The organism is Streptomyces sp. NPDC096311, assembly GCF_044763085.1.
Lineage (GTDB): Bacteria > Actinomycetota > Actinomycetes > Streptomycetales > Streptomycetaceae > Streptomyces.
Map to the genome: position 1 here is coordinate 565,767 of NZ_JBIWFN010000001.1, position 22,380 is coordinate 588,146.

Genomic DNA, 22,380 nt, shown 5'->3' on the forward strand with positions numbered 1-22,380 from the left:
ATCACCTCGCCCGGCTGACGCTCCCGGCGGCCCGCGCCGTCTAGCGTGACTGGCATGGAAGAGCAGCGAACCCCCAGGTCCCCGGTGTGGGGCGGGGTACCGCCGTGGTGGCGGCACGGGCCACCGGGGTGGCACCGATGGAGCGGCGAGGACCATGGTGGCGGTCGCGGTGACCGGTGGCCGTGGCGCTCCACCCTGCTGCTGACCGTGTTCGTGCTGGGCGGCTCCCAGTTCGCGGCGCACGCCCAGGACGGCGAACGCACCCCCCTGGACCTCTTCGCGAGGGCGCTGCTGATCCTCGGCACCGGCCTGCTGCTGTGGCGGCAGCGGTACCCGGTGCTCGTCGCCTTCGGCACCTCCGCGGCGGCGCTGGTCTATCTGGCTGCCGGATATCCGTACGGGCCCGTCTTCGTCACCGTGGCCGTCGGCTGCTTCGGCGCGGTCGTCGCGGGGCACCGCTGGGCCGCCTGGACGGCCGTCGGCATGCTGTGGGCCAGTCATCTGCTGGTGGGGCACTGGCTCTACCGTTGGTTGCCGCCCGCGGGGGACCGGGCCGCCTCCTGGAACCAGGAACTCGGCATCATCACCTGGGGCGTGGTGATCGTGGTCGTCTCGGAGCTGGCCCGGATACGCCGTGAGCAGTGGGCCCGCGACCGCGCCGAACGCGCGCGGGCCGCCGCCCGGCGTGCCGACGAGGAACGGCTGCGGATCGCCCGTGAACTGCACGACGTCCTCGCCCACAGCATCTCCGTGATCAACGTCCAGGCGGGCGTCGGCCTCGCGCTTCTCGACTCCGACCCGGAACAGGCGCGTACAGCGCTCACCACCATCAAGGAGGCCAGCAAGGAGGCGCTCGGCGAGGTCCGCCAGGTGCTCGACACACTCCGTACGCCGGGGGAGGCGCCGCGCGCGCCGGCGCCCGGGCTCGACCGGCTCCCCGAACTCGTCGAACAGGCGGCGAGCGCGGGTCTGACGGTCGGGATCGAGAAACCCGGCGGCGTTCCGAAGCTTCCGCCGGGTACCGACCTCGCCGCGTTCCGTATCGTCCAGGAAGCCCTCACCAACGTCGTACGGCACTCGGGGTCGCGGCACGCGCGGGTGCGGCTCGAAGCCGCAGAGGGCACGCTGCGGCTGCGGATCGACGACGACGGGCCCGCGACCGGCACCGACGCGGGCGGCAGCGGCAACGGGCTGGCCGGTATGCGGGAGCGGGCCGTCGCCCTCGGTGGCACGATCGAGGCGGGCCCACGCGACGACGGAGGGTTCCGGGTGCTGGCCGTGCTCCCGCTGAAGGTCAAGGAGGACCGGTGAACGGTGAAGGAGAGCCGGCAGATGGCGCAGGAGAGCCGGTGGGTAGCCGGGGAGGGTCGGTGGGCGGCGCGGGAGGACCGGTGGACGGCGCGGGGCGACCGGTGATCCGCGTCCTGCTCGCCGACGACCAGTCACTGGTCAGGGCGGGCTTCAAGGCGTTGCTCGACGCACAGGCGGACCTGGAGGTGGCCGGTGAGGCGGCCGACGGCGAGGAGGCGGTGCGCAAGGTGCGCGAACTGCGCCCCGACGTCGTCCTGATGGACATCCGCATGCCGCTGCTCGACGGCCTCGCCGCGACTCGCCGTCTCACCGACGACCCGGACCTGAAGGACGTGAAGGTGGTCATGCTCACCACCTTCGAGCTCGACGAGTACGTCTTCGAGGCGATCCGTTCCGGCGCCTCCGGCTTCCTCGTCAAGGACACCGAACCGGACGAACTCCTGCGCGCGGTACGGGCGGTGGTCGGTGGCGACGCGCTGTTGTCACCGGGCGTGACGCGCCGTCTGATCGCGGAGTTCGCGGCCCGCTCCAAGGAGCCCGCCGCCGCGGAGTCGCTCGTCCGGCTCACCGAGCGGGAGCGGGAGGTGATGGCCCTGGTCGGTATCGGACTGTCCAACGACGAGATCGCGCGGCGTCTGGTCGTCAGCCCGCTCACGGCCAAGACCCATGTCAGCCGCACCATGGTGAAGCTCGGCGCCCGTGACCGGGCCCAACTGGTCGTGCTGGCCTATGAGTCGGGGTTGGTGCGGCCGGGGTGGCTCGGGTGAGTGCCGGCCGCGCGGCCGAAGCGAACAAGTACCGTGACCACGCGTACCGCGAAGAGCGCGGTCGCCAGCAGTACCCCCGAGGTGATCAGGCCCTTCTCGATGGTGAGAGGGAGATCGAAGAGCAGGGCGGGGCCTGATACGGCGCCCAGCGCCAGGCCCGCCGCGAAGGTCGCGCTGAGGAGCGCGTACCCGATCTCGACCGTCATCGCGTCCCGCTTTTCCTGCGCGCGTCTCCCCATGGTTCGAGTCTGTCACGACAGCGCGCCCGGCGGGCAAGGGGTTGCCCGCCGGGCGCGTCGGGTCGAAGCGGCGGTTCGAAGTGCCGTGCCGGTGCGGAGAGTTGAGGTCGCCGGCGAACCGGTTCAGTCGCCGATCGCCACCCGCCCCTGCGAGTCCTCCCGTACGGAGTCGTCCCCCACGGAGCCCTTCCCCATGGAGTCGTTCCCCATGGACCGTGCGACCACGACGGTCTGCCGCGGGCGCGGGGTCCGCAGCCCCGGCAGTGTGATCAGCAGCCCCGCCACGGCGATCCCCGTCACCACGATCAGACCGGGCCGGTAGCTGTCGAGGACGGCCTGCGGCGAGGAACCCGCCGAGGAGTTCGCGGTCACGACGGCCGTCACCACGGCCAGGAAGAGGGCGCCGCCCACCTGGACGGAGGTGTTGAGCAGACCCGAGACCATGCCCTGCTCGTGGTCCTCGACACCGTTGGTGGCCTGGATGTTGAGGGAGGGGAAGATCAGTGCGCAGGCCGCGCCGATCAGCAGCATGGTCGGCAGGATCACGGCGGCGTACCCCGGGTCGAGGCTGATGCGCAGGAACAGCGCGTAGCCGACGACCATCAGCACGAAGCCCACCGCGATGAGCCGCGGGGTCCCGAAGCGGTCGACGACGGCGCCGACCTTCGTGGAGGAGAGCGCGACCAGCGCGCCGGCGGGCAGGAAGGCGAGCGCGGTGTGCAGGGCCGACCAGCCGAGCAGCGACTGCATGTACAGCGTCACCAGGAACTGGAATCCGACGTACGAGCCGAAGAACGCCATCGCGCCGAGCTGGGCGCGGATCTGACTGCCGGAGCGGAGCACGCCGAGCCGGATCAGCGGCCCTGCCGAGCGCCGCTCGACACGGACGAAGACGGTGAGCAGGACGGCCACGGCGAGGAAGGACAGGAGGGTACGGGTCGAGGCCCAGCCGACCTCGGGGGCCTGGACGACGGTGAACACCAGCAGCAGCATCGAGGCCGTGCCGAGGACGGCGCCGGGGATGTCGTAGCCGTTGTGGTCCTTCTCGCGTTCGCTGCGCGGCAGCAGCTTCAGACCGACGAGCAGGGCGAGCAGCGCGATGGGCGCGGGCAGCAGCATGGTGAGGCGCCAACTGGCCTCGGTGAGCAGGCCGGACAGGACGAGGCCCATCGAGAAGCCGGTGGCCGCGCAGGTCGTGTAGATCGACAGGGCGCGATTGCGCAGGGGGCCCTCGGCGAAGGTCGTGGTGATGATCGACAGACCCGCCGGGGCGGTGAACGCCGCGCTCAGGCCCTTGATGAAGCGGCTGGCGATCAGCAGCGGGCCCGAGTCGACGAGCCCGCCGAGCAGCGAGGCGAGCGCGAAGACACCAAGGGCCACCAGGAAGACCTGGCGGCGGCCCAGCAGGTCGGCGGTGCGGCCGCCGAGGAGGAGCAGTCCGCCGTATCCCAGGATGTAGCCGCTGACGATCCATTGCAGGGTCGAGGTGGAGAGGTCCAGTTCGGAGCCGATGGACGGCAGGGCGACGCCGACCATCGACACGTCCAGTGCGTCCAGGAACATCGCGGCGCAGAGCACCAGCAGGGTGCCCCACAGCCGCGGGGTCCAGCGTCCCTCGGTGGTGGGGATGGTGAGCGGAGAGGTCATGCGGGAGACAGTACATGCGCATGCATCGGATGCAAGCGCATTTAATTCTGATGCAACAAACTCGATTCTTTGCTACGGTGCGCCCATGGCGGCGAAGAAGGCCGAGCAGGTGCTCGTGGACCAGTGGCGTGACATCCTCGCGGTGCATGCGCGCACCCTGTGCGAGCTCGACCGCGAGCTGCACCGGCACGGCCTGGGCGCAAGCGACTTCGAGGTGCTGGACGTGCTGGCCGGGGGTGCCGCGTCCGACGGTGACCGCTCCTACCGCGTCCAGGAGATCTCCGACCGCGTCCATCTGAGCCAGAGCGCCCTCTCCCGGCTGATCGCCCGCCTGGAGAAGGACGGTCTCGTGACGCGCGGCATGTGCGCGGAGGACCGGCGGGGGGTGCGTGTCTGCCTCACTCCGAAGGGGCGAACGCTCCATGCCGAGGTGCTGCCTGCGCAGCGGGCGGTGCTGACGCGGATGCTCGCGGGCGGGACGGCCACCGGCGACTGACACCGCGGAACGCAGGCCGGAGGCAGCCGCACGCGGACCGCCACCGCATGCGGACCGACCCGGGCCGATCGGGGGCGGGCCCCGGTGTCTCAGCCCCAGGTGATGCCGGACTTCTCCCGCCACAGCGCGGCGAGCGAGGCGTCACCGGTCACGTCCGGGAACGGCAGCCGGTTCCACAGCGCCAGATAGAGCCGTGCCGCGGGCCCCGCCAGCTCGCAGTCGACGTGCCCGCCCGCCGCCGCGCTCCGCTCGCTGACCGGCGGCTCGGGCGACAGCCGTACGGTCCACACCGCGTCCACGTCGGTGGCGCGCACCCGCAGCACACGGGGCGTTCGGGAACGCACCTGGCTCCTCGGACGTCCGTGGAAGCCGCGCAGCAACTCGTCGATCCCGTCCACCGCGAAGCCCCGCGTCACCGTGTCCGGCGTCTCGCCGAGCGCCGACTGCGCGTCGACCCGGTGCATGGCCGTCTCGTGCGCCTGCCGCCGCGCCCAGAAGGCGAGCGGTGAGGGTGCGGGCAGAAAGCTCCAGCAGGACAGGTCGGGCGGAGCGGCCGCGAGCGTGTCGACCAGGCGACGGTGGCCGTCCCTGAACCAGGCCAGCAGTTCGGTGCCGTCCAGCTCGGGCAGGCCGCCGTCCGGGTGGTACGCGGCGTATCCCTCGGCGACGAACGCCGTCGCCCACCGGTGCACCATGCCCGTGTGCCGCACCAGATCCCGCACCTGCCACCCCGGGCAGGTCGCCACCTTGGCGTCGGGCCCCGCCTGCTCGGCCGCCGCGGCGAGCGACCGGCCTTCCTCGTCCAGGGTCTCCACGAACTCCGGAATCTCCATGCGGCGAGTGTGCCGGACGGAGTGGGCTCCGGGGGACCGTGGACGCGTAATCGCGTCACCTGACGGGGATCACTGCCGACGGCACGGTGGGCCGCCGCCCCGGCGGCCGGCGTCGGCGGCGGGCAAGGAGAAGCCCCGGCTGGACGGGGGAGACCAGCCGGGGCCGTATGTCGTGGCCGACGGAGGGCGGTCGCCTCGCGGCGGAACGCTCCATGGGGCATCGCCGGACGATCGTCCCCATGGGCTGTAGGTGAGACCCGGGGACACTGTCCCCTCCGCAGCCACGTACGGATCAACGGCCGACCCCCCTGAGTTGTTCCCGCCCGGCCCCGTCGCCCGCTGTGAGGTGGAGCACGCCCGTCCGGTCCGCGGGGGCGTCCGCCAGGGCCCGGGGGCGGCGCGCCGTCAGCTCACGGCGGCCCGGCGCGTCCCGAATCCGATGAGTGCGGCCAGCGCCGCCAGCACCGTCACGCTGGTGAGGGCGATGGGCAGCGAGAACCAGCCGGCCATGAATCCGATCGCGGGCGGCCCCAGGAGCATGCCGCCGTAGCCCAGCGTCGAGGCGATGGCGACACCGCCGGGGCCGGCGAGGGAGCCCGCGCGTTCGACGGCGACGGGGAAGATGTTGGCGAGTCCGAGCCCTGTGATCGCGAAGCCGAGCAGGGTCGCCCACACGGAGGGGGCGAGCGCGCCGAGCAGCATGCCAGTGGCGGCCGTGGCACCGCCCCCCACCAGCGTCCGTGTGCGGCCCAGCCGTTCCAGTAGCGTCGTACCGCCGGCCCGGCCGATGGTCATGGCGAGCGCGAAGCAGGAGTAGCCGGCGGCCGCGACGCCCGGGTGGGCCCGCAGGTCCTGTTCCAGGTGGAGGGCTCCCCAGTCGGCCAGGGCGCCCTCGCCGTACGCGGTGCACAGGGCGATCAGGCCGAAGACGAACACCAGCCGCCGGGTGCGTGCGTCGAGGCGACGCGGGGCGCGCTCCTTGTGCGACTGTCCGTGCTCCGGGGGCGCCGGAGGCTCGTGGCTCAGCAGGACGCGTCCGGCGAGGGCGGTCACCAGCAGGCCGATCACGGTGAGCGCGAGCAGATGCCGGGTGGGGGACAAGGAACCCGCCACCAGTGCGCCGAGCCCCGCGCCGACCATGCCGCCCAGGCTGAACGCCGCGTGGAAGCTCGGCATGACAGGCCGTCGTAGCGCGGCCACCAGGTCGACGGCGGCGCTGTTCATGGCGACGTTGATACCGCCGTACGCTGCTCCGAACACGAGCAGGACCAGCCCCAGCGTGACCGCCGAGTGCGTCAGCGGGGGCAGGGACACGCTCAGCGCCAGCAGGATGCCGCAGACGACGGTCACCGGATGGCTGCCGAAGCGGCGGCACAGCCGGCCGGTGAGCGTCATCGTGATCACCGCTCCGGCGGAGACGCCGAGCAGCGCGAGCCCCAGGGCGCTCACCGAGGCGCCGGTCTGCTCCTTGATGGCAGGGATGCGGACCACCCAGCCCGCGAAGACGAAGCCGTCGAGGGCGAAGAAGGCGGTGATGGCGCCACGCAGGCGGGTGAGGTCGTCGGGGCCCCGCACGGCACTGTGCGATCGGGTTTTGTTTATTAGCGGCACAAACTCAGCGTAGGTGGCGGGCGGGGGGTGGGGCAAGGGAGGCGCTCGGCGGCATGCGCCGGGGGTGTGCCGGCCTGTCGCGCCGAGCGGGTGACCATGATCGACCCTATCGGCCGACAGAGGTGGCACACAGGTGGCACAGAGGTGGCGAGGAGCGGCCGTGCACTTCGCGCCGGCCGCCGATTGAGCCGCGATGGTGGTCGCGGGCCGGACCGAGAGCACGTTGAAGGACACGGTCGGGGAGAGCGTCGAACGTGGCGGCCTCGCCCACACGGTGGTGGGGGACGTGTGCGAGCGCGGTGACGTCGACGGCATGGTGGACGAGACCGCACGGGAGTTCGGGGGCGCTGGACGTGCTCGTCAACGACGCGCAGTCCTCGGTGCAGCGCCGCTGGAACAGACCTCGTACGACGACCTCGAACGGACGTACCGCAGTGGCCCGTTGGCGACCTTCCACGCGATGCGGGCGGCCCTGCCCCAGCTGAGGACGAGCCGAGGCGGCGTGGTGAACCTCGGCTCGTCGACCGCCGTGCGGGGCGAGTCGGCCTTCGCCGCGTACGCGATGGCCAAAGAGGCGATCCGGGGCCTGAGCCGGATGGCGGCACGGGAGTGGAGCGCGTACGGGATCCGTGTCGACGTCGTCTGTCCGGCCGCTCAGCCCGGCCGCGGAGGTGCACCTCGCCGCCCACCGCGACAAGGCCGAACGGCTCGTCGCCGGCATCCCCCTGGGGAGCCTCGGCGACCCCGAGGAGGACATCGGCCGGGCTGTGGCGGCGCTGGTGAGCGACGACATGGGCTGTCTGACGGGGGCGACCCTGATGCTGGAGACGGCCGGAACCTCCTGGGCTGATGTGACGTCGTGCCTCAGGCGGCCGGTTCGCGAGCGAACATGCGAGTGGTGCACGAGGTGCGAAGGAGGTCTCAGCGCCGCAGGTGCCTCAGTACGGATCGCACCGCGCGCTCCACTGCCTCGCGCGCCCGGTCGGTATGGTCGATGGTCTCGAAACCGTGGTGGCCGAGCGGAACGTCGATCACCTCGACATCGGCGTCGTACTTCTCGGCGGCGGCCAGGAATTCCTCGACCGTCACCGCGATCTCCGCGCGCTCCAGCTCCACCCGGGTCAACACGATCGGCAACCGTCCCGCGGTACGCACCGCGTCCGCCGGGCGGAACCGGGAATCGACGAGCCCCCAGTTCGGCATCGGTGCGAGTATCGGATAGCTCACCGCGACGCACCGCAACCACGGCGGGGGCGCCGCGAGCCAGTCCGCCGACAACAGCCCGCCACCGGAGAAGCACCACAGCGCCACGCGATCCCCGTCGACGCGCGGATCGGCCCGTACGAGGTCGATCGCATCGGCTACGTCCTCGGCGGCCCGCGCGAAGTCGGCGAGACCGTGCAGCCGATGGTCCAGCGTCACGCCGATGGCCCCCATACCCGCCACGTACCGTCCGTAGCCGATGAAGCCCGGCCAGTCCCGGGGAGTCGGCCGTACGTCGGGGTGGACCGGGCCACCGTGGACGAACACCACCGCCGGCCTCGGGCGGTCGGCTTCAGCGAGGTCGTCGGGGAGGTGGAGATCGACCCGTCCCACCCGCTCGCGAGGCCGCTCCGCTACATCCATCAGGAAGGGGCGGAGGTGCGCCGGTTGTTCGTTCACCTTCGCGGCCACCCGGTGCCCTTCTCCCGCGGCGGCCCGGACCAGGGTCTCGGCCACCTCGTCGGGGCAGGAGAGCATCGGCCAGTGCCCGGTGCCGAGTTCGAAGAAACTCACCCGGGGGTCGGTGAGCACCTGGAAGCGGGGATCCCCCATCCCCACAAGGGCCTCGACCATGGCGATGCTCGAACCGTTGGCGATGCACAGCACGCCGGTCTTCGGCAGCTCGGAGACCGCTTTCGACAGGCGGAGCGGCTGAGTGAGCGTGCCCACCGGCTGCGGAACGGCGTCTGCCGCCAGCCGAGCCAGCACGGCGGGCGAGAGGCCGGCGACGCTGCCCCAGCGCTGCCACTCCTCAAGCGGCGGCGGCGGGATCCGCCAGTCGTCTTCGGCCGGCTCGGCCCGGTGCAGCAGCCGGTCGCGGACCGCTTGGTCGGGAACCAGAGTGAGGGCCTGATCGCCGTGCTGGGGCATGCCCGCGTCCAGGTGGACGATCCGGGCGATCCGTTCCGGGCGCCGGTCGGCGGCGCCGAGCACCGGGTGGATGCCGTAGCAGTGACCGACCAGCACCACCTCTGCCGCGTCCGTCCGGTCGATCGCCCGCAGCAGATCGTGGATGTGTGTCTCCAGGTCCGTGTCAGGTCCCGCCGCATGGCGGTGGTCCCCCATGCCGGTGAGCGTCACCGGATACGCCTGTGCCCCCGACTCCCGCAGCCGAGCGGCCACCGCCTGCCATATCCAGCCGCCGGTGTGGGCGCCCGCCACCAGGATGAATGCCGTCATCGATGTCTCCTCGTACGCCGTGGTCGCAGGGCCGTCCGTACCGGCCGTCCGCGCTCGTCGGTACGGTAGGAACTCCCCCTGAGGGAGGTTCAAGACGTGCGCCCGGAAAGCCCATGGAGCATCGGAGAGCTCGCCGAGCACGCGGGCGTCACCGTCAAGACGGTCCGCTTCTACTCGGACCGCGGTCTGCTGCCCGAGGCCGCCCGCAGCGCAGGCGGCCACCGCAGGTACGGCCCCGAGGCACTCGACCGGCTCCACCTGATCCGCTCCCTGCGCACCCTCGACCTGCCGGTCCCCGAAGTAGGCCGGATCCTCGACCAGGAGGACACGCTGGAGGACGTCGTCGCGGGGCAGCTGCGGCAGATCGGCTCGCGGCTGGCCGCCCTGCGCTGGCAGGAGGCAGCCCTCCAGCTGCTCCAGGAGTGTGCACCCGAGGAACGCGCCGAGCGGCTGCGGCTGATCGGCGCCGTGTCCGTCCCGCCCAGCACGGCCGCGCTGGCACGCTTCTGGCGGCGCTGGCTGCCGGCGCGGCTCCCGGCCCGCTTGGTCTCCGCCATCGTCGAACAGGCGGTTCCGCAGCTCCCCGAAGGCCCGACGCCGGCCCAGGTGCTGGCCTTCACCCGGCTGCACGCCCTCGTGTCCGCCCCCTGCACCGGCAGCGGTCACGGCCAGCCCGCGGCGCACGGGCCCGACGGGGGCCGCCCGGCCGTGCTCTACGACGGTCTCGTCGAGGCGTATGCGCTGGCATCGCCGTGGCTGCGGGCGGGGCGGCCACCGCACGAGGGTGAGGCACTCGACTGCTTCGTCTCCGCCTACGCCCGCTCACGCGGCACGCGGGACACTCCCGCCTTCCGCCGGGTACTCAGTCGGCTGTTGGCCGCGGATCCCCGTATCGACCGCTACTGGGAACTCACCGCCGAGCTGTCCGGCCAGTCGGAACCGACCGCAGGTGCCGCCCACGACTGGCTCTGCGCCGCGCTGGACACCCAGACCGCCCGATCGGCGGACTGGCGCTCGACGACCAACGGAGCGAGACCGAGCGACAGTTAGTTGCCGGACATTGCGGACCGGGTCTGCGTACTGCGCCGCGGCCGCGTGGAAATGGCCGGTCCTCCACGGGAGGACTGAGTCCGTCGCCCCGGAGTCACTCGGCCGTAAGGGCGGCCTGCGAGGCTGCGCCCATGGACATGACGGCGCTCGCGCGCACCCTGCTGGACCCCATCCAGGCCCATCGCACCGCCGGTATCGAGGTGATCTCCGCCGCCGACGGCGCGGCCGAGATCGCGCTGGAGACACCCCGGGCGCTGACGAACGTCATCGGCTCGCTGCATTCCTCGGGGCTCATCACCCTGGTCGACGCGGCGGGGCTGGGCGCGATCCTCGCCGCGAGCGCGGACGCCGCCGACTTCCAGGGCGTCGTACCGCTGGGCAGGTCCGCGTCCCTGGAGTTCCTCGCTCCCGCGCGAGGACGGCTGGTGGCCCGCTGCCGCCTCTCCGAGGAGGCGCTCGGCGTCCTGCGCCCGCTGCTGCGGGGCGAGACCGACCGGGCCAGGTTCGCCACGCACGCCGAGATCACCGATGCGACGGGCACGCCCGTGTGCCGCGGGGGCTTCGACTGGAGCGTGCGCCGCATGGCGTGACGCTTCCCGGTCGGCGCCGGGGTGGTGGAACGACGCGCCGTGGAAGCGCGAGGCCTTCGCCGCCCAACGCGAGCGCGTCCCGCTGCTGTGCACCCGGGCGGAGGAGACCGGCGTACGCGAGATCACCGGCTTCGCCGACCTCGTTCCCCTGTCGCTCTCGCCCACCGGCTACACGTCGTACCCCATCTCCCGCGTCACCGGCGACCGGTGGGACCGGCTCCTGCGCCGGGTGAGCGATGAGCGAATCGGCCTCCGATCCGCGGTCGGGACGCGAGCGCCGGACGGCCTGGTCGGGTCCGGGCAGGCCAATTCCCACTCTTCCGTTACGACAGACACCCTTGACAGCTTGCGTACTGATTCGCGACGTTTGAGCCTCGCGGAACAGTTCGAGACGCGTCATGGGGGAATGGGGGCGGTCGGCCGTGCGATCGATGAACAACGATCCTCACGCCTTAGGGGTCCGCGCTGCGAACGGTACGTCCCTCGCGGAGCCCGCGGAAGGGCGGTTGATCTGAGGTGGAGATCACGATCCACAGACCGGAGGAGCTGGGCAGTTCGCTCCTCCTGGCCTGGCATCGGGTGATGGACGAGTCGCCCGACTACGCCAACCCGTTCCTGGCCCCGGAGTTCGCGGCGGGGATCGACAGGTACCGAGGCGGGGCGCATGTGGCGGTCCTCCACGAGAGAGGGGAGCCCGTCGGCTTCTTCCCGTACGAGCGCAACTCCCTGGGCGTCGGACGGGCCATCGGTCTCGGTCTCTCCGACTGTCAGGCCCTGGTGCACCGCCCCGGGGTCACCTGGGACACACAGGAACTGCTGCGGGCCTGCGGGCTGTCCGTCTTCGAGTTCGACCACCTCGTCGAGGAGCAGAAACCGTTCGGCAGACATGTCACCGGGACGTTCGCCTCACCGGCGATAGACCTGAAGGTCGGCGAGGGCACCTACGCCGAGTGGCTGCGCGGCGCCTACCCAGGACTGGCCAAGACGACGTTGAAGAAGGAACGCCGCCTGGGACGCGACCTGGGCGAGATGCGGTTCGTCTACGACGAGCGCGACCCGCGGGTGCTGCGCACCCTCATGCGCTGGAAGTCCGCCCAGTACCGCAGGACGGGACGGATGGACCGGTTCGCGCGGCCCTGGATCGTGGACCTGGTGGACCATCTCTTCCGGGTCCGCGAGGAGCACTTCAACGGCGTGCTGTCCGTGCTGTACGCAGGTGACCGGCCGGTGGCCGCACACTTCGGACCGACCTCGCGCACGCTGTTCGCGGCCTGGTTCACCGCCTACGACCCCGAACTCCGCTACTACTCGCCAGGGTTGATCATGCACCTCCGGATGGCCGAGGCCGCCGGGCGGGAGGGTGTGCGGCTCATGGATCTGGGCCGTGGCGACAAGGAGTGGAAGGACTGGCTCAAGACCCGGGAGCTGCGCGTGGGCGAAGGGTTCGCGACCCGCCCCCACCCGATGGCCACGGCGCACCGGCTCTGGCGCAGGCCGGTGCGGGGCCTGCGTAACACTGTCCTGGCCCATCCCAGGCTGCGGGATCCGGCCGACCGGCTGCTGAAGACGGTCGGCACGCTGCGTACCTCGGGCCGGCCGGACTCCGGCGCGGCGGGCCCCCGCGCCCGCTGAGCCGGTTTCTCCACCGAGGGTCCGGGTGGCCGTGCGGCATCGGCGGACGCGTCCACCCGGAGGGTTTCCGGGTGGTGTCGCGTGGCTCTCAGTGGCATGGGCGACGTGGTGGGTAATCTCGCGCTCCGACCGGCGGCATCGCTGCGAGCGGACCCAGGAGAAGACCCATCACCGAACCGGAGCCCGTAGGGGCGGAGCCCGCCCCGGGAGATCAGCCCCGCGAGGCCGAGCAGCTGAGGGACATGCTGCGGCAGCCCGCGTACCGGCGGACGTTGCTGTTCTGCGGACTGATCGGGATCCCGGTGTCGTTCGTCGCGTTCTGGTTCCTCGTCCTGCTGCACGAGCTGGAGCACCTGATCTGGGTGGACTGGCCGCACCGTCTCGGGTGGTCGAATCCGCCGTGGTGGTGGCCGTTGCCGCCCGCTCTGGTGTCGGGTGCGGTCGTCGCGCTGGTCGTCCTGCGGTTTCCCGGCCGGGGCGGTCACATCCCGGCGGGGGGCCTGCAGCCCGGAGGTGCGTCGAAGGCCGCCGTTCCCGGCGTGGTCCTCGCCGCGCTGGCGAGTCTGCCGCTGGGAGCCGTGCTCGGACCCGAGGCGCCCCTGATCGCCCTGGGCGGTGGTCTGGCGCTGCTGTTCCGGGATCTCGTACGCGTTCCCGCGACCGAGGCGAACACGGCGTTGCTCGGTGCCGCGGGCGCCGCGTCGGCCATCTCCGTGATCTTCGGAAGTCCGGTGGTGGCGGCCGTGCTGCTGATGGAGGCGTCCGGAGTGGGCGGGCCGCAGCTGTTCGCGGTGATGCTCCCCGTCCTGCTGGCCGGCGGAATCGGCGCCATCGTGTTCACCGGCTTCGGACACTGGACCGGACTGAAGACCGGGAGCCTGGAGATCGGACTGCCCGCGCCCTCCGTCCTCGACGCCGGGGACGTGGTGTGGTCGGTGCTCATGGCGGTCGTCATCGGGGCGGCCATCCACTGGATCATCGCGGGCGGGCGGATCGCGGCGCGCCTCGTGGTCGCGCATCCGTTGCGCAACACGGTGCTCTGCTCATTCGGTGCGGCCGTCTGCGCGGCGCTCTACGCGGGCCTCACCGGCCGTTCGCCGTCCGACGTCGCCCTGTCGGGCCAGTCCATCCTGGGTCAGGTCGCCACCCACCCGCACGCCTGGCCGGTCGGCAGCCTGGTGGCGGTCCTGGTGTTCAAGGGCATCGCGTACGCGCTCTGCCTGGGCAGCCTGCGCGGTGGTCCGGTGTTCCCCGCGCTGTTCCTGGGCGGCGCGATGGGCGCCCTGCTCGCGCCGCTGCCGGGGCTCGGCGTCGTGCCGGGCGTGGCGGCGGGCATGGCGGCCTCGTCCGCCGCCGCGCTCCGGCTGCCGGTCAGCTGTGTGGTGCTGGTCGTGCTGATGGTGGGCAACTCGGGCACGGTGCCGGTGATCGTGCTCGCCGCCGTGGTGTCCTTCGTGACCACCGAACTGCTGCCGCAGGGGCAGGCCATCCCGGAGTTCAGGGACGGAGGGCGTCGAGCGCCTCGTCCAGCGTCGTCGCGGCCATGATCAGGGAGAGATGGGTGAAGGCCTGCGGGAAGTTGCCGAGTTGCTCCCCGCTGGGACCGATCTCCTCGGCGAACAGGCCGACGTGGTTCGCGTACGTCTGCATCTTCTCGAAGGCATAGCGGGCCTGGGGGAGGCGTCCCGCGCGGGCGAGGGCGTCGACGTACAGGAAGGTGCACAGACTGAAGGTTCCTTCGGAGCCACGCAGTCCGTCGGGCGAGGCCCCGGGGTCGTAGCGGTAGACCAGGCTGTCGGAGACGAGGACGCGGTCCATGGCGTCGAGGGTGTTGAGCCAGCCGGGGCTGCGGGGGGCCAGGAATCCGACCCGGGGGACGAGCAGCAGGGAGGCGTCCAGGACGTCGCCGCCGTAGTACTGGACGAGGGCCTGCTCCTTGTCGTTCCAGCCGCGCTCCATGACCTGTTCGAGGATCGCGTCCCGGGCCCGGGTCCAGCGCACGGTGTCGGCCGGCCTGCTGAACTCCTGCGCCAGCTTCAGCCCGCGGTCGAACGCGGTCCAGCACATCACCCGGCTGTAGGTGAAGTCCTTTCGCCCGCCCCGGGTCTCCCAGATGCCCTCGTCGGGCCGGTCCCAGGAGTCGGCGAGCCAGTCGAGGGTGGCGGCGAGCCCCTTCCAGCCGTGGTAGCCCGCCTGTTCGCCGACCTGGCGGCCCTCGGCCAGGGCGTAGAGGACCTCGCCGTAGATGTCGAGCTGCAGTTGGTCACAGGCGGCGTTGCCGGCCCGGACCGGGTAGGAACCGCGATAGCCCTCGAAGTGCTCCAGGATCTCCTCCGTCAGATGAGGGTCGCCGTCGACCCGGTACATGATCTGGAGGGGTTCGTCGTCGGGGCCCTCGCGGGCGCCCAGACGGTCGCCCAGCCAGCGGGTGAAGCGGGTGGCCTCCTCCACGAAGCCCAGGTCGAGCAGGGCCCGCACCGAGAGGGAGCCGTCCCGCACCCAGGTGTAGCGGTAGTCCCAGTTGCGCTCCCCGCCGAGCTGCTCGGGCAGTCCCATGGTGGCGGCGGCGACCGGGGCACCCGTGGGGGCGTAGGTGAGGAGCTTGAGGGTGATCGCGGAGCGGTGCACCATGTCCGTCCAGCGGCCGTGATAGCGCGAGGTGCGCACCCACTGCTGCCAGAAGTCGACGTTCCGCCACAGATCTTCGGTGATCCCTTCGACGGTGGGGGGCGGGGGCGCCGCCCCGTCCGGCGCGCAGACGGTGAACACCACGGCCGCCGTCTCCCCGGCGTTGAGGGTGATGGCCCCACGGACGTCCTGTCCGTCCCGTTCGAGCGGGATACTGCCCTGGAGGTAGGCGGTCGTCCCGGGAGCCCGGAACGTGGCCGTCTCCTGCAGCGGCCTGTCGTGCGTCAGGTCGAGTTCGTGGGAGGCCCGCGCGTAGTCGAACCGCGGCCGGCATTCGAGTGTGAAGCGCACGGTGCCGCGCACCGAGCGGACGACCCGCACCAGGCTGTGCCGGTCGGTCGCCGTCGGGCCCGGCTGGACCGGCATGTGGTCGACGATCTCGCCGACTCCGTCGGGCGACATGAAGCGGGTCACCACGACGGCGGTGTCCGGGTAGTAGAGCTGTCTCCAGGTGCCCTCGGGGCGTTCGGGCGCGATGACGAAGTAGCCGCCGCCGTCGTGGTCGAGCAGCGCGGCGAAGATGCTCGGTGAGTCGAAGCGCGGTGCCGCGAACCAGTCGATCACCCCCTGGGACGAGACCAGAGCCGCGGTCTGAAGGTCCCCGACGAGCCCGTGGTCGGCGATGGGCGGATAGCGATCCATGCTGCTCTCCTTGTCAGGCGTGTCAGGCGGTTTCAGCCTTGACCCGCCCGGAACGGACGGCGTCGACGAGTGCCCGGTGGTCCTGCTCGTTCTGGTCGGCATAGCGCTCGGCGAACGTCACCAGCGCCCGGTCGAAGACCTCGCCCCCGCCGAGGTAGGCGGCGACGGCGATCCGGTCCCCCGACCTCGCGTGCGCGCGGGCCAGCGTGGCACCGCACAGTTCACCGAAGGACCGCATCCCGTCCGGCACCATCGACTCGGGCTCCGCGATGCCCTTCCAGTCCCGCAACTGCCGTACGTAGAAGTCCCGTCGGCCGCCGTCGATGCCGTCAGCCCGGGCCCAGCCGAGGAAGATGTCGCTGGTGGCCTGCATGAGCCGCTGACCGCGGACCACGCGCTCGCCCTGCGTCCGACAGTCGCTCGCCCCGGTGAACGGCGCGAGTACCGACTCGTCGGCCTCCTTGGCCTGCAGGAGCAGGGGATCCTGGTCGTCGCGGCCGAGCAGCAGAATGATCCAGCAGCGGGTGCCCACGCTGCCGACCCCGACCACCTTGCGGGCCACGTCGACCAGCCGGTACTGCTCCAGCAGCAACCGCCGGTCCGACGGGAGGCTCTGGCCGTACCGTTCGATCATCCGGCGGATCAGCTCCTCCAGCGCGTCGCGCTCGACGTCCGCAAGCAGGTCCCGGAGCGGTGTGACCAGGGGGGGATCCGCAGCGATGCGGACCCTTCCGTCGACGACGTGGGTGAGTTTGTCGAAGGCCTGGAGGCTGTCGCGGGTGCGTGCCTTCGCCACCGACCGTGACCAGCGCGCGCGGGCCCGCGCGCTCACCTCCGGGAAGACGTGGGTCCGCACCCAGTCCTCGTCGAACCGGGCGTACCACACGGGGAGATTGCCCAGCGCGGCGAAGCGCCGCTGCCACTCGCGGTACGACCGCACCGTCGACCGCACGACGCCGGCCCGCTCCTTGGCGCTGAAGCCGTTCGCCCGGCCGACGATGACGAGACTCGTGGTCAGCCGCTTGACGTCCCACTCCCACGGGGCGGGCAGTGTCTCGTCGAAGTCGTTGATGTCGAACATCATGCGGCGTTCGGGCGAGGCCAGCAGCCGGAAGTTCAGCAGGTGCGCGTCGCCGCACACCTGCGTCGTGATCCCGCTGCGGGGAGTGCCGGCGAGGTCCCCAGCCATGATGGCGGCGGCCCCCCGAAAGAAGCGGAACGGTGACTCGATCATCCTCCCGTAGCGGATCGGTACGAGCTCGGGCACCCGGGTCGCGGACTGCGCCTCGATGACGTCCACGGGGTCGGGCCGCTTCTGAGCGGGAGCGAACTCCGCGTGACTGGAGCGGGGTACGGCGGCCCGGGCGGCCTTGCCGGTCTCGGCACGCTCGCGGGGCGTGCGGTGCGGGACGACGCCGTCGGCCGGGTGGTGCGAGGTCATCGCGGTCGGCCCGCGATGCGATCACCGACCATGTTGTTCTTCTCGGCCAGGGCCAGATGGATGCCGCCGAGGGGATACTCCCAGTCGTCGGATCCCAGGTACCAGTCGTGCAGGGCCAGGGTCTTGTGGAACCTGGTGTCGTTCGGTTCCTCGGACACGGCCCTTGGGGCGAGGTTGTTGTGCCGCATGTAGTGCAGGCCCACGACATCCGAGCTGTTGGCCGGCCCCTGCGGATGCCGGTCGCTCGCCGAACGCGGCGGCAGGACAGCGGAGTTGACGGAGCCGCGGGCGACGACCGAGGTGACGCTCTCTGCCTCTCCGTGTTTGTCGAACCGGAATTCCGGCGCGCGGTGTTTCCCTTGGACGAAGACGGCGGTGGAATCCCGGTGGTCGCGTTCACGAGGAAGATGGTCCCCGCGTTCTGGAAGGAGGATCCGCTTCCCCGTGGGCACCAGCCGGTGGCCGATCGTGCCACCGCCCGCACCGGTGCCGACCACGATGACGTCGTAGTGCTGTGCCTCGATCATGCAGGCCACCGTCCCCACTGTCCACCGTGGGCATCTGCCCCGAAACCCAAGGTATCCCTGGGGGATATTTCCGGCGAGTTGGACTATTCGGGTGAACCGAGGTGCCGGGACACGGCGGGTTCCCGCGCGATCACCGCCCCGGCGGTGATCGCGGCGGCGATGACGACGCAGAGCCCGATCAGCCATGACAACACCGTGAAGACCGCACCCAGCGACCCATAGCGGTCCAGGCTGCGGTTGAGCGCGCTGGGCACGTACAGCTTGGCGACCACCGACAGTGTGGTCATGGCCACCCCGGTCAGGAGCGCACCGGGCAGCAGGGGCAACCAGGGGACGCGCGCGGCCAGCAGCAGGTGCTGGGACCACCACCAGACGCCCACCTGGGCGACCAGCAGGAGCGGCACGCCCAGCCACGCCCCCACGCCGAACCCGGTGCGCAGCGGTCCCTGCAGGGCGAGGATGACCAGCCAGGCCGCGATCCACACGAGCCATCTCCAGGCGGCGATCCGCGCGCTCGCACCCGGCAGTCGCCAGGCGCGTTGGCACAGGCGCTGCATCGCCCGGCTGCACGCCGTGGCGGAGAGCAGCACCATCAGCGAACTGACCACTCCGGCGCTCTGCTGCAGGTTCGCGGGATCGGCGTCGAAGACCTTCTTCAGCTCGAGTTCGGAGGAGCCATTGATACCGAAGACGTCATGGAGAGAGGAGACGATCTCGTCGCGCACCGCCCGCGGGGCGAAGGACGCGACCACGAAGAGCAGCGGAACGGCGGTCAGGAACAGCTGGGCCGCCAGCCGGGTCGCGGAATCCAGCAGGTTCACCGCGATCAGGTGCGAGGTGAGACGGGTGATCACCGGGAAGCGCTCCTCGGCGCTGCCGCGCAGCCGCCGCAGCCGCGCCCCCAGCTCCGTGGCCCGCCCGCGCAGGCGGCCCGCCCCTCCGTCGGTGGACGGGCCGGGTCCTCTGCCTGCGTGCAATTCCGCTCCCCGGGTCCGGACTGGGCTCCACGCCCCGAGGCGTGACCACGCACCAGGGTGCCGTCCCGGGCAGCCGCCCGCCTGCGGCGCGAGCGCCGTTGCGCCGTACGGGGGAGAGGCCGCCCGAGGCGTTCCGTACGGCACCGCTGGATGGTGGGTGCGGGCGGGAGCGGTGACGATGGGGCCATGCGCGCATCCGGCGGCGCCCCGAACCCCGCGCGGCCCTGCGGAGGCAGCGATGGTCCTTGACCTGGTCCTCATCGGTCTGGCGATCGCCGTGAACCCCTTCTCGGTCACCGCGTTCGTGCTGGTGCTGTCCGCGCGGGGCGGGATCTGGAACGGGCTGGCCTTCGTCCTCACCTGGCTGGCCAGTTTTGTCGCGATCATCGCCGTGGTGCTGCTGATGACCGGCGGGAAACCGCCGCCGCCCAAGTCGGCGCCGTCCACGGCCGCCCTGGCCGCCAAACTGGCCATCGGCGTGGGCCTCGTCTGGTACGGCGAGCGCACCCGCCGCAGGAGGGGCAGGCGGCGCACGTCATCCGGGACGATGTCCCGGCTCGACCGGATCTCCCCGTGGACGGCGGCCGGGCTGGCGCTGTTCCTCCAGCCCTGGGGGCTGGTGGCCGCCGGTGCCGCCACCGTGGTGGAGGCGGACCTCTCCCACGCCGCCTCGTACGCGGCGTTGATGGGCTACTGCCTGCTGGCCAGCTCCAGCCTGCTGGCCATGGAGATCTACGCGACCTTCGCCCCCGAGTCGTCCCGCGTCCGGCTCGGGCGGCTGCGGACGTGGTTGGAGGGCCATCAGGACGAGGCGGTCGTGACGGTGTGCCTGCTGCTGGGGCTGTGGCTCGTGGGCAAGAGCATCTACCAGCTGACCGCCTGACCCTGACCGGCCATCACCGCACCGCCCGGGTGACGGCCGCGATCACGGCACCACCAGGGCGAGCGCCGGCCACCACGGGACCGCCGGGTGAAGACCGTTGTCACAGGATCGCCAGGGGATTGACGGGCGAGCCGGTGGCCGCGGGCATCCGGAGCGGAGCGATCACGCACAGGAACGACCAGCGGCCTTCCCGCGCGCAGATCGGCGCGAGGTCCTCGAACCGCAGATAGTCGAGCAGATGCAGTCCCAGGGCGTGGACGGCGAGCACATGCACCGGGAAGGCAACCCCTCGCACCGCGCTCGGGGCCGTGTCGCTGTTGCTGTCACTGCCGAGCACCGCCACCTCCCGGTCGGCCACGAACTCCATCGCGGTCGGATGGAGTCCGGCACGGGCGGCGGCCACGTCCCAGGGGCCCAGCTCCTCGCGGCGCCGGCGGTGTCCGACCCGTACGAGCAGGATGTCGCCGCGGCCGACCCGTAACCCCTGCCGGGTCTCGGCGGCGCTCAGGTCCTCGGCGGTCACGTTCGATCCGGGCTCGAGCCAGGAGAGGCCGTGCACCCGGGGTATGTCGAGGAGGACCCCGCGTCCGACGATGCCGTCGTGGGCCGGCTCGACGGACAGGACGCTCGCGCCCTCCGGCGACAGCGCGTCCGCCGCCGGTATGCCGCCGTGCAGCGTGCCGTCGTAGATGACATGGCACAGCGTGTCGAGGCGACTGTCCACATCGACGTGAACGTTCATGGCGAAGCGGTCCCGCGCGAAGTCCGGGCCCTTCGCGACCGGTTCGCCGTCCGCCGGAGCGGTGAGCCGGTGCTCGGCCGGATCGGCGTCGTCGGGTTCGGCACGGGTCTCCACGGGGGCGGCGAGCGACACCGTACGTCCCGACCGCACCTCGCTCAGGGCCGCCAGCACCTGTTCCGCGGTGATCGTGTCCAGGGCGCCCCGGCGCCTGCCACCGCCGGAGACCGTGCCGCGCAGTCGGCGGTAGAGCGACCGGAACTCGGCCTCGCTCAGCTCGTCGGGCATCGGCATGGCACCAGCCTCCGACAGAAGCCGGATTCCGGCACGCCGAGTTGCCGGGGGCAGGCACCACCGCGTCGATGAAGAAGCAACGCGCGGCCTGCGGGACCTGGGTCTTGAGCGCCTCGGCTCCCTCGTCCTCGATCCGGTGGGCACGGCGCCAAGTGTCGGCGCGAGGTCAGGCGGACGGCGTAGGGGTGGACGGCGTCGGAGGGGACGGTGTCGTAGCGGCCGCGGCCGAGGGAGCGCCGGTGTCCAGGAACTCGCGGATCGCGAAGGCGACCAGCACGATCACCACGGTCCACACCACGACCCATGTGGTCGGGTAGTTCCAGGTGAACAGCACGATCGCGGCGACCGCCAGGATCGCGGCGCCGATCCACCGCTTGAAGCGGTGCACGAACCCGCCGACCGGACCCAGCGGGAGCCCCGCCGACACGGCGACGTCGCGCAGGGCGCCGATGCCCCTGCGACAGCCCGTACGGGTGAGGACGGCGATCCGGGACGGCCCGACGAGGAAGGCGCCGGCAGCCGTCACGAGCGCGAGCGCGCCGACCGTCCGAACACCCGCGCGCAGGAACCTGACGAGGGAGTCGAACACCGTGGCGGCGGCGTCCTCGGACGTCCCGACGGGCAGATGGTCGAGATAGACCGCCCGCGCGACGGCCAGGACGATGCCGAGCACCACCATGGCCGCGAACACCCCGAGCGCGGCCCCGATCAGGGCCCGGCGACGGCTGGTGGCCAGATACACGCCCACGGCGGCGATCAGCACGGCGATGACGGGGAGCCAGCCGCCGATGATGTCCAGCACCCGCAGATAGGTCTTGATCTTGCCGATGTCCTTCGACGCGAACACCACGAAGTCCGTGTGGACGGCCGGGATCCGAGCGGCCGGCTTGAAGCCTGCGCTGACCAGCCGGTCCTTGACCTGGGTCACGATCGGCGCCACGTCGATGGTGACCTGACCGTTCTTGGCGGACACCGCACCGGAGGAGTTGCCCGTGAGGGCCTTGTCCAGCGCGCCGTGGGCCCGGCGGTTCGCGTCCACCCAGACGGTGTCGAAGGCCTTGCTGGACACCACCCGCTGCACGGTGTCGCCGACCAGACTCTTCAGACCGCTGGTGATCGGGCCGCCCAGGTCGCCGAGCAGCGTGGCGAGCCTCGGCGGGGCACCCTTCTCCGCCGCCGCCCGCTCCAGATCCTTGACCAGCGCGTCCACGTCGATCTGCGCCAGCACCGCGGTGGTGACCCGGTTGGTGACCGCCTTCTGCACATCCGGATCTCTCGCCAGCGGCCCCACGGTGGCGACATAGCGGTCGGTGTCCCGGACGATGCTGTTCGCCCAGACCGCGACGACGGCCAGCAGCGACAGCAGCGAGGCGAGGAGAATCAGCAGGACCGAACCCGTCGAGCGGAGCCAGTGGTGCCGCGCGGCCCCCGACGGCCCCCCGGTCTCCAGAGCGCTCACCCGGTGCCGCAGCTCGTCCAGTTCGTTGCGCTCCCGCGCCGACAGCCGCTGCTCGCCGGACGGTTCTGGGGGCTTTTGATCCGGGTCCGGTGGAGGCGGGCTGCTCGTCATG

Annotated in this window: 20 protein-coding genes; 9 read left to right on the top strand and 11 right to left on the bottom strand. The window is 71.8% G+C overall.

Translation table 11 applies throughout. The annotated features are described in order from the left end of the window. Positions 1-54 precede the first annotated feature (54 nt). Positions 55-1,311, top strand: coding sequence for a sensor histidine kinase (locus ACIRA5_RS02590; protein ID WP_403686456.1), 1,257 nt, complete (start codon positions 55-57; stop codon positions 1,309-1,311). A gap of 101 nt (positions 1,312-1,412) precedes the next feature. After that, the gene (locus ACIRA5_RS02595) at positions 1,413-2,078 is read left to right on the top strand and encodes a response regulator transcription factor (RefSeq protein WP_054228788.1); all 666 of its coding nucleotides are present in this window, start codon (positions 1,413-1,415) and stop codon (positions 2,076-2,078) included. Here the strand turns inward: ACIRA5_RS02595 and ACIRA5_RS02600 are convergent. Continuing rightward, positions 2,039-2,317 carry a DUF6332 family protein gene (locus tag ACIRA5_RS02600; protein ID WP_403686458.1) on the bottom strand — a complete coding sequence of 93 codons (279 nt, stop codon included), beginning with the start codon at positions 2,315-2,317 and terminating at the stop codon, positions 2,039-2,041. The genes ACIRA5_RS02595 and ACIRA5_RS02600 overlap by 40 nt on opposite strands. A 123-nt stretch (positions 2,318-2,440) precedes the next feature. Continuing rightward, entirely contained in the window at positions 2,441-3,964 is a 1,524-nt protein-coding gene (locus ACIRA5_RS02605) for an MFS transporter (RefSeq protein WP_403686459.1), read from the bottom strand. Positions 3,965-4,049: 85 nt separating this feature from the next. Between ACIRA5_RS02605 and ACIRA5_RS02610 the strand changes: the two genes are divergently transcribed. Continuing rightward, on the top strand, positions 4,050-4,460 hold the full coding sequence (locus ACIRA5_RS02610; protein ID WP_403686460.1) for a MarR family winged helix-turn-helix transcriptional regulator: 411 nt from the start codon (positions 4,050-4,052) through the stop codon (positions 4,458-4,460). A gap of 89 nt (positions 4,461-4,549) precedes the next feature. On the opposite strand, the gene ACIRA5_RS02615 is transcribed toward ACIRA5_RS02610, so the two are convergent. Together ACIRA5_RS02615 and ACIRA5_RS02620 are read right to left on the bottom strand one after the other, a co-directional pair. Continuing rightward, positions 4,550-5,293, bottom strand: a complete 744-nt coding sequence (locus ACIRA5_RS02615; RefSeq protein ID WP_403686462.1) for a maleylpyruvate isomerase family mycothiol-dependent enzyme — start codon at positions 5,291-5,293, stop codon at positions 4,550-4,552. Between the two features lie 405 nt (positions 5,294-5,698). Further along, positions 5,699-6,868, bottom strand: coding sequence for an MFS transporter (locus ACIRA5_RS02620; protein ID WP_403686463.1), 1,170 nt, complete (start codon positions 6,866-6,868; stop codon positions 5,699-5,701). 229 nt (positions 6,869-7,097) lie between these two features. Between ACIRA5_RS02620 and ACIRA5_RS02625 the strand changes: the two genes are divergently transcribed. After that, complete coding sequence (locus ACIRA5_RS02625; protein ID WP_403686464.1) at positions 7,098-7,754, top strand: SDR family NAD(P)-dependent oxidoreductase; 657 nt, start codon at positions 7,098-7,100, stop codon at positions 7,752-7,754. Between the two features lie 71 nt (positions 7,755-7,825). Here ACIRA5_RS02625 and ACIRA5_RS02630 read toward each other — a convergent pair whose 3' ends face one another. Beyond that, entirely contained in the window at positions 7,826-9,346 is a 1,521-nt protein-coding gene (locus tag ACIRA5_RS02630) for an alpha/beta fold hydrolase (RefSeq protein WP_403686465.1), read from the bottom strand. A 96-nt stretch (positions 9,347-9,442) separates the two neighbouring features. On the opposite strand from ACIRA5_RS02630, the gene ACIRA5_RS02635 reads away from it, so the two are divergent. From ACIRA5_RS02635 to ACIRA5_RS02650, 4 genes are all read left to right on the top strand, one after another. Next, the gene (locus tag ACIRA5_RS02635; protein WP_403686467.1) at positions 9,443-10,396 is read left to right on the top strand and encodes a MerR family transcriptional regulator; all 954 of its coding nucleotides are present in this window, start codon (positions 9,443-9,445) and stop codon (positions 10,394-10,396) included. Positions 10,397-10,527: 131 nt separating this feature from the next. Next, complete coding sequence (locus tag ACIRA5_RS02640; RefSeq protein ID WP_403686469.1) at positions 10,528-10,986, top strand: PaaI family thioesterase; 459 nt, start codon at positions 10,528-10,530, stop codon at positions 10,984-10,986. A 516-nt stretch (positions 10,987-11,502) separates the two neighbouring features. Next, positions 11,503-12,618, top strand: coding sequence for a GNAT family N-acetyltransferase (locus ACIRA5_RS02645; protein WP_067372984.1), 1,116 nt, complete (start codon positions 11,503-11,505; stop codon positions 12,616-12,618). A gap of 242 nt (positions 12,619-12,860) precedes the next feature. Beyond that, positions 12,861-14,165, top strand: a complete 1,305-nt coding sequence (locus ACIRA5_RS02650) for a chloride channel protein (RefSeq protein WP_403686470.1) — start codon at positions 12,861-12,863, stop codon at positions 14,163-14,165. Here ACIRA5_RS02650 and ACIRA5_RS02655 read toward each other — a convergent pair. From ACIRA5_RS02655 to ACIRA5_RS02670, 4 genes are all read right to left on the bottom strand, one after another. Continuing rightward, complete coding sequence (locus ACIRA5_RS02655) at positions 14,116-15,948, bottom strand: glycoside hydrolase family 15 protein (RefSeq protein ID WP_403686471.1); 1,833 nt, start codon at positions 15,946-15,948, stop codon at positions 14,116-14,118. The genes ACIRA5_RS02650 and ACIRA5_RS02655 overlap by 50 nt on opposite strands. A gap of 22 nt (positions 15,949-15,970) precedes the next feature. Next, a complete protein-coding gene (locus ACIRA5_RS02660; RefSeq protein WP_403686472.1) occupies positions 15,971-17,389 on the bottom strand; it encodes a DUF2252 domain-containing protein in 1,419 nt (472 codons plus the stop codon). Then, complete coding sequence (locus ACIRA5_RS02665; protein ID WP_403686474.1) at positions 17,386-17,916, bottom strand: hypothetical protein; 531 nt, start codon at positions 17,914-17,916, stop codon at positions 17,386-17,388. The genes ACIRA5_RS02660 and ACIRA5_RS02665 overlap by 4 nt, the downstream gene beginning before the upstream one ends. A gap of 83 nt (positions 17,917-17,999) precedes the next feature. Further along, on the bottom strand, positions 18,000-18,893 hold the full coding sequence (locus tag ACIRA5_RS02670; RefSeq protein ID WP_403686475.1) for a YhjD/YihY/BrkB family envelope integrity protein: 894 nt from the start codon (positions 18,891-18,893) through the stop codon (positions 18,000-18,002). A 238-nt stretch (positions 18,894-19,131) separates the two neighbouring features. Here ACIRA5_RS02670 and ACIRA5_RS02675 point away from each other — a divergent pair, with 238 nt between their 5' ends. Beyond that, complete coding sequence (locus ACIRA5_RS02675; RefSeq protein WP_403686476.1) at positions 19,132-19,776, top strand: GAP family protein; 645 nt, start codon at positions 19,132-19,134, stop codon at positions 19,774-19,776. 100 nt (positions 19,777-19,876) lie between these two features. Here ACIRA5_RS02675 and ACIRA5_RS02680 read toward each other — a convergent pair whose 3' ends face one another. Together ACIRA5_RS02680 and ACIRA5_RS02685 are read right to left on the bottom strand one after the other, a co-directional pair. Beyond that, the gene (locus tag ACIRA5_RS02680; protein ID WP_403686478.1) at positions 19,877-20,809 is read right to left on the bottom strand and encodes a cyclase family protein; all 933 of its coding nucleotides are present in this window, start codon (positions 20,807-20,809) and stop codon (positions 19,877-19,879) included. Between the two features lie 166 nt (positions 20,810-20,975). Continuing rightward, a complete protein-coding gene (locus tag ACIRA5_RS02685; protein WP_403686479.1) occupies positions 20,976-22,379 on the bottom strand; it encodes a hypothetical protein in 1,404 nt (467 codons plus the stop codon). Position 22,380 lies beyond the last annotated feature (1 nt).

Excerpts from the sequence above, each read along its gene's own strand:
- ACIRA5_RS02590 (WP_403686456.1), top strand. The coding sequence starts at position 55 with ATGGAAGAGCAGCGAACCCCCAGGTCCCCGGTGTGGGGCGGGGTACCG.
- ACIRA5_RS02600 (WP_403686458.1), bottom strand. The coding sequence starts at position 2,317 with ATGGGGAGACGCGCGCAGGAAAAGCGGGACGCGATGACGGTCGAGATC.
- ACIRA5_RS02605 (WP_403686459.1), bottom strand. The coding sequence starts at position 3,964 with ATGACCTCTCCGCTCACCATCCCCACCACCGAGGGACGCTGGACCCCG.
- ACIRA5_RS02610 (WP_403686460.1), top strand. The coding sequence starts at position 4,050 with ATGGCGGCGAAGAAGGCCGAGCAGGTGCTCGTGGACCAGTGGCGTGAC.
- ACIRA5_RS02615 (WP_403686462.1), bottom strand. The coding sequence starts at position 5,293 with ATGGAGATTCCGGAGTTCGTGGAGACCCTGGACGAGGAAGGCCGGTCG.
- ACIRA5_RS02625 (WP_403686464.1), top strand. The coding sequence starts at position 7,098 with ATGGTGGTCGCGGGCCGGACCGAGAGCACGTTGAAGGACACGGTCGGG.
- ACIRA5_RS02630 (WP_403686465.1), bottom strand. The coding sequence starts at position 9,346 with ATGACGGCATTCATCCTGGTGGCGGGCGCCCACACCGGCGGCTGGATA.
- ACIRA5_RS02640 (WP_403686469.1), top strand. The coding sequence starts at position 10,528 with ATGGACATGACGGCGCTCGCGCGCACCCTGCTGGACCCCATCCAGGCC.
- ACIRA5_RS02650 (WP_403686470.1), top strand. The coding sequence starts at position 12,861 with ATGCTGCGGCAGCCCGCGTACCGGCGGACGTTGCTGTTCTGCGGACTG.
- ACIRA5_RS02655 (WP_403686471.1), bottom strand. The coding sequence starts at position 15,948 with ATGGATCGCTATCCGCCCATCGCCGACCACGGGCTCGTCGGGGACCTT.
- ACIRA5_RS02660 (WP_403686472.1), bottom strand. The coding sequence starts at position 17,389 with ATGACCTCGCACCACCCGGCCGACGGCGTCGTCCCGCACCGCACGCCC.
- ACIRA5_RS02665 (WP_403686474.1), bottom strand. The coding sequence starts at position 17,916 with ATGATCGAGGCACAGCACTACGACGTCATCGTGGTCGGCACCGGTGCG.
- ACIRA5_RS02675 (WP_403686476.1), top strand. The coding sequence starts at position 19,132 with ATGGTCCTTGACCTGGTCCTCATCGGTCTGGCGATCGCCGTGAACCCC.
- ACIRA5_RS02680 (WP_403686478.1), bottom strand. The coding sequence starts at position 20,809 with ATGCCGATGCCCGACGAGCTGAGCGAGGCCGAGTTCCGGTCGCTCTAC.
- ACIRA5_RS02685 (WP_403686479.1), bottom strand. The coding sequence starts at position 22,379 with ATGACGAGCAGCCCGCCTCCACCGGACCCGGATCAAAAGCCCCCAGAA.